The 6,033-nt window shown below is 35.5% G+C and carries 6 protein-coding genes and 1 other annotated feature; all 6 genes read left to right on the top strand.

Annotated elements, in window-relative coordinates; genetic code table 11:
• The coding region (locus tag RTL21_RS08615; RefSeq protein ID WP_312095291.1) for a YlmH/Sll1252 family protein at positions 1-436 on the top strand (436 nt) is incomplete at its 5' end.
• A gap of 191 nt (positions 437-627) precedes the next feature.
• Positions 628-1,125: a DivIVA domain-containing protein gene (locus tag RTL21_RS08610; RefSeq protein ID WP_312095289.1), complete on the top strand. Its 498-nt coding sequence runs from the start codon at positions 628-630 to the stop codon at positions 1,123-1,125.
• A gap of 58 nt (positions 1,126-1,183) precedes the next feature.
• Positions 1,184-1,413, top strand: a binding site (T-box leader).
• Positions 1,414-1,536: 123 nt separating this feature from the next.
• Positions 1,537-4,296 carry an isoleucine--tRNA ligase gene (gene ileS, locus RTL21_RS08605; protein ID WP_312095287.1) on the top strand — a complete coding sequence of 920 codons (2,760 nt, stop codon included), beginning with the start codon at positions 1,537-1,539 and terminating at the stop codon, positions 4,294-4,296.
• Between the two features lie 635 nt (positions 4,297-4,931).
• Positions 4,932-5,213, top strand: coding sequence for a hypothetical protein (locus tag RTL21_RS08600; protein ID WP_312095285.1), 282 nt, complete (start codon positions 4,932-4,934; stop codon positions 5,211-5,213).
• Positions 5,214-5,276: 63 nt separating this feature from the next.
• Positions 5,277-5,813 (top strand): signal peptidase II, encoded by a 537-nt coding sequence (gene lspA / locus RTL21_RS08595; protein WP_312095283.1) that lies wholly within the window; start codon positions 5,277-5,279, stop codon positions 5,811-5,813.
• On the top strand, positions 5,782-6,033 hold a 252-nt coding region (locus RTL21_RS08590), incomplete at its 3' end, for a S4 domain-containing protein (RefSeq protein WP_312095281.1). The genes lspA and RTL21_RS08590, both read left to right, overlap by 32 nt.

Below are 6,033 nucleotides of genomic sequence, written 5' to 3'. Positions count from 1 at the left end.
TGGATTAAATCGTAATAAATTCGGAGATATATTCGTTGCGGACGGGGACATTCAATTCATTGTTGCAGGAGAAATCGAGGATTATGTAAGTCTTCAGCTTGATTCGATTGGGAAAGCGAAGGTAAGTCTTACATCTGTTTCCTTAGATAAAATCATTTTTAAAGAAGAACATTGGACAGAGCTAACTACGACCGTTTCCTCCCTTCGCCTTGATACACTAATTGCAGCAATTTATAATTTTTCAAGGGAAAAGGCAAAGACTTTCATCGCGCAAGGATTAGTAAAAGTAAATTTTACTTTAAATGAAAATGTTGCTTTTACGTGCGAAGAGGGAGATGTATTTTCCGTTCGTGGAGAAGGAAGGGCTACTATTAAATCCATAGAAGGAAAAACCAAAAAAGATAAATGGAGAATTGTAGTAGGTAAATTGAAGTAGATATATACACTTTATAAATTCTCCTTCAGACAAAAAACATAGTTTTTTTATTGTCTATATATGATACAATATTTTTTAGCAGCATTATTTTTCACGTTTCTTCTTATTTTTTAAAAATAATGCAGGAAATCCGGTAATACTGTCGAATTAAGGATGATACATAAAGAAATCGAAGTTTGGGAGGTGGCTTTATGCCATTAACGCCGTTAGATATTCATAACAAGGAATTTGCCAAAGGCTTCCGCGGTTATGATGAAGATGAAGTAAATGAATTTCTTGACCAGGTAATTAAAGATTATGAAAATATTATCCGTGAGAAAAAAGAACTAGAAGAAAGATTAAACGAGTTAACTGATCGTATCGGCCACTATAATAATATTGAAGAAACGTTAAATAAATCCATTGTAGTAGCACAAGAAGCTGCCGAGGAAGTTAAACGAAATGCACAAAAAGAAGCAAAGCTAATTATAAAAGAAGCAGAAAAAAATGCCGACCGCATTGTGAATGAATCGCTATCGAAAGCAAGAAAGATTGCCCTTGAAATTGAAGAATTGAAAAAGCAATCAAAAGTATTCCGTACTCGATTCAAAATGCTTATTGAAGCACAATTAGATATGCTTAATAACGATGATTGGGATCATTTGTTAGAATATGAATTAGATGCAACAGAATTAAATTCAACAAAATAATTCCCAAGTCTTGACGAATGATAGAATGATGAAATATAATTTTTCACAAATATATATTCATGTAGCGTTGATAGGGATAGTAGATTTCCATGAAACTTAAAATAGCGAATCAGGGACGGTGTAAGCCTGATATAAGTTGGAAATTGAAAATCACCCTGGAGTCCTTTTCTGAAATAGAAGTAAGAAAAGGCGGTTCATTACCGTTAAAAATGTCTAAGTGGATAAGAGTTTCTCTTATCTATAAGGGTGGTACCGCGGGAACCTATAAAAAACCTTCTCGTCCCTTTCATGGGGATGAGAAGGTTTTTTGCTGTGTATACTGATTCTAAAAAAGCAGTTATGTCTATAATAGAATATTGAATATATAGATGCATACAAAATGAAAAAAGATAAATATGTTGGAGGAAGAAAATGGATTATAAAGATACGTTGCTTATGCCAAAAACAGCCTTTCCGATGAGAGGTAATTTGCCAAATCGTGAGCCTGATATGCAAGTGAAATGGAAAGAAATGAATATTTACGAAAAAGTACAAAATCGTACAAAAGGACGTCCGATGTTTGTTCTTCATGATGGCCCCCCATATGCAAATGGTGATATACATATTGGGCATGCTCTTAACAAAATTTTAAAAGATTTTATCGTTCGCTATAAATCCATGACTGGATTCCAAGCACCATATGTGCCTGGTTGGGATACACATGGCCTTCCAATCGAACAAGCTTTAACAAATAAAGGTGTTAAAAGAAAAGAAATGTCGATTGCAGAATTCCGTAAATTATGTGAAGAATATGCACTAGAACAAATCGATAGTCAAAGAGAGCAATTTAAACGCTTAGGTGTTCGTGGAGATTGGGACAACCCTTATATTACATTAAAGCCTGCTTATGAAGCACAGCAAATTAAAGTGTTTGGAGAAATGGCGAAAAAGGGCTATATCTATAAAGGGAAAAAACCGGTATATTGGTCTCCAACAAGTGAATCAGCACTTGCAGAAGCGGAAATTGAATATAAAGACAAAAAGTCTGCATCTATTTATGTTGGCTTTAAAGTCAAGGATGGCAAAGGTGTATTAGCAGAAGATGTACAAATCGTTATCTGGACGACTACTCCTTGGACAATTCCTGCAAACTTAGGAATTTCTGTTCATCCTACTTTAACGTATGTAGTTGTGGAAGAAAAAGGAAACAAGTATTTAGTTGCTCAAGACTTACTGGAAAGTGTTAAAACTGAAATTGGCTGGGAAGAGGCGAATGTTGTACAAGAAGTGAAAGGTGCAGAGCTAGAGCACATTTTGGCTTCCCACCCAATTTATGGACGTGATTCTTTAGTAATGCTAGGGGAACATGTAACAACAGATGCTGGTACTGGCTGTGTTCACACGGCGCCTGGACACGGGGAAGATGACTTCTTAGTTGGGCAAAAATATGGATTAGAAGTGCTATGTCCTGTTGATGATAAAGGGGTTATGACAGAAGAAGCACCAGGCTTTGAAGGACTATTCTATGATAAAGCGAATAAACCAATCACAGAAAAGCTAGAAGAGGTTGGAGCATTATTAAAACTTCAGTTTATTACACACTCTTACCCACATGACTGGAGAACGAAAAAACCAGTTATTTTCCGTGCAACAGCACAATGGTTTGCTTCTATTAAAGACTTTAGAAATGAACTATTAGATGCAGTAAAAGAAACAGCTTGGGTACCTGCATGGGGCGAAACTAGATTGTATAATATGGTTCGTGACCGCGGCGATTGGTGTATTTCTAGACAACGTGCATGGGGTGTGCCAATTCCTGTATTCTATGCAGAAAACGGCGACAGCATCATTACAGATGAAACAATTGAGCATATCTCCAATTTATTTAGAGAAAATGGATCTAATATTTGGTTTGAGAAATCTGCTAATGAACTATTGCCTGAAGGATTTACACATCCAGGCAGCCCAAATGGTGAATTTACAAAAGAAACAGATATTATGGATGTTTGGTTCGACTCTGGTTCTTCTCACCAAGCTGTATTGTTAGAAAGAGATGATTTACAACGACCTGCTGATCTTTACTTAGAAGGATCTGACCAATATCGCGGCTGGTTTAACTCCTCCCTATCTACAAGCGTAGCTGTAACTGGAAAAGCTCCTTATAAAGCTGTTTTAAGCCATGGCTTCGTATTGGATGGAGAAGGACGTAAGATGAGTAAGTCATTAGGAAATGTTATGGTTCCTGCAAAAGTAATGAACCAATTAGGCGCAGATATTTTACGCCTATGGGTGGCTTCTGTTGACTTCCAAGCAGATGTGCGTGTATCTGATGCTATTTTAAAACAAGTAACAGAAGGATACCGTAAAATCAGAAATACATTCCGTTTCTTATTAGGAAACCTTGCTGATTTTAACCCAGGAACAGATGCTCTTGCTTACGCAGACTTGCGTGAAGTGGACCAATTTATGATGATCAAGTTAAACAAACTAATTAAAAGTGTGACAGAGTCTTATGATAAATATGAATTCTCTACTATTTATCACAATATTAATAATTTCTGTACATTAGATTTAAGTGCATTCTATCTTGATTTTTCGAAAGATGTTCTTTACATTGAAGCAACAAATAATAAAGAAAGAAGAGCTATTCAAACAGTTCTTTATGAAAGCTTAATCAGCTTAACGAAATTAGTGGCACCAATCTTACCACATACTGCTGATGAGGTTTGGGATCATATATCTTCTGTAACAGAAGAAAGTGTTCAGTTGACTGATTTCCCTGAAGCTACAACATATGAAAATAGTGACATTGTAGAAGAAAAATGGAATAAATTCTTAGCTGTACGTGATGACGTTCTTAAAGCGTTAGAAGAAGCTCGTAATCAAAAAGTAATTGGTAAATCTCTTGCTGCGAAAGTTACATTGTATGTGAATGAAGAAGTAGGGGCACTACTAAATTCTATCCAAGAAAATTTACAACAATTATTTATTGTATCAGGATTCGAAATTGCCGGCGATTACAATAGCGCGCCAGAAGATGCATTAAAGCTGGAAAAAGCAGCAATTGTTGTATCAAAGGCAGATGGCGAAACATGTGAAAGATGTTGGACTGTCACAACAGACGTTGGCACAGTCGAAGCCCATCCAACACTATGTGAAAGATGCGCACATGTAGTAGAAGAAAATTATTAAGAAACACTTATAAGGCTGGGACATAAGTATTCCAGCCATAGACAGACCCGAACAACCACCATTCTGATATGGTTGTTCGGGTTTTTATTCGTTTTATAAAAGGCTGTTTCAGTAAAGTTAGTGTTAATTACCCACACTTCGCTTTCCATGGGGCGAGCGCCGAGCCCTCCTCGAAACTCACGCTCCTGCGGGAGCTGTACTTTCTCGCAGCTCCCTGTGGCGTCTACGTTTATACAGGCTGCTCCGTTTTTCCTACTAATTCATTTTTTTCTTTAAAAAAATATTTTTTAGGAAATAGCCTATAAAAACACAATGGAACGAATTGTTTTTTTACACTTGATTATATTTAAAATCATAAATAACTAGTATGTGAAAGCAGCCTTTATTTTAACAACAAAAAATTAAAAGAAAAAAGTTTTGTAAAAGCCTTTTAATGGGAAAGGAATAAATGATTACATAGTGTGAAAGTAATCTCCGTCTATTATCTTTGTGCAGGTGGAATTTTTTATACATATGAAAGGAAGAGAAATACTTCCACCTCCGTTAATAGTTGTTATGCCTGTTAAATCTTTAATCGGTTTTTGTCTTTATCAATGGAAATGCTAAAGATAATTAAAGAAACGGAGGTAATGGAATTGAATTCAACTATTGAAAAGCTTTATACAGAACTCCGTATGACACAAATAGAATTAGCAGCCACGTTAAGAGTCAAAAGAGACTCGAAAATAAATAAATATATTGAAGAGGAATTAAAAGACGTAGAAGAAACAATGCAAAAATTAGAAAATGGAAATTTCGGAATGTGTGAAATGTCAGGAGAATTGCTTCCTTTCGATTTATTGGAAATGATTCCTACCATTCGATCGAAGCAGGATATAAATAGTATTCAATCCTACTATAGAAAGTCCATTCATTAAAATAGCAATAGCTTTCACGGAAATATTCGACCAAGCTATCGTTTTCAACGGGTTTATGCTAAAATGCTAAAGGAGACTCGAGAATTGGAGGAAACTTTAGTGTTTTATTACATAATTGCAGCTATAATTATTATTCTTGATCAATGGACAAAATGGTTAGTTGTAAAAAATATGGAACTTGGAGAAAGTATCGAAGTAATAAAAGATTTTTTCTACCTGACATCCCATCGTAATAGTGGGGCCGCATGGGGAATGCTAGAAAATCAAATGGTTTTTTTCTATATCATCACCGTTGTTGTTGTGATTGGATTAATTTATTTGATTCAAACAGGTACAAAAGGGAAAATTCTTTACGGCGTTTCTCTTGGGCTTATTTTAGGTGGAGCACTTGGCAATTTTATTGACCGCGCGCGACATCAGTATGTAGTAGACTTTATCAATACGTATATCTTTAATTATGATTTCCCTATATTTAATATTGCAGACTCATCTTTAGTAATTGGAGTTATTTTATTAATCCTAGTTATGCTGAAGGAGGATAGAGACGCAAAGAAGGAGAAGAAGAAACATGGAAAAAAAGGAACATATCATACAGAGTGAACAAGTAAATGAACGGATTGACAAAATCGTTTCTACGATTAATTCAGAATGGTCAAGAACGCAGGTACAACAATGGATAAAAGACGGTCATGTAAAGGTTAATGGACAAACGGTAAAAACGAAGTATAAGGGTGTTTTAAATGATGTAGTCGCAATTGAAGTGCCTGAAGCGATCGAATTAGACGTAGAAGCTGAAGAAATGGATTTGGATATTTATTAT

The organism is Niallia sp. (assembly GCF_031978665.1).
GTDB lineage: Bacteria > Bacillota > Bacilli > Bacillales > Cytobacillaceae > Niallia.
The sequence above is the reverse complement of the archived record's forward strand: the minus strand, read 5'-3'. Positions and strand labels throughout refer to the sequence as shown.

Bases quoted from the DNA above. Each gene is read 5' to 3' on its own strand.
- RTL21_RS08610 (WP_312095289.1), top strand. From the start codon at position 628: ATGCCATTAACGCCGTTAGATATTCATAACAAGGAATTTGCCAAAGGC.
- ileS (WP_312095287.1), top strand. From the start codon at position 1,537: ATGGATTATAAAGATACGTTGCTTATGCCAAAAACAGCCTTTCCGATG.
- lspA (WP_312095283.1), top strand. From the start codon at position 5,277: ATGCTAAAGGAGACTCGAGAATTGGAGGAAACTTTAGTGTTTTATTAC.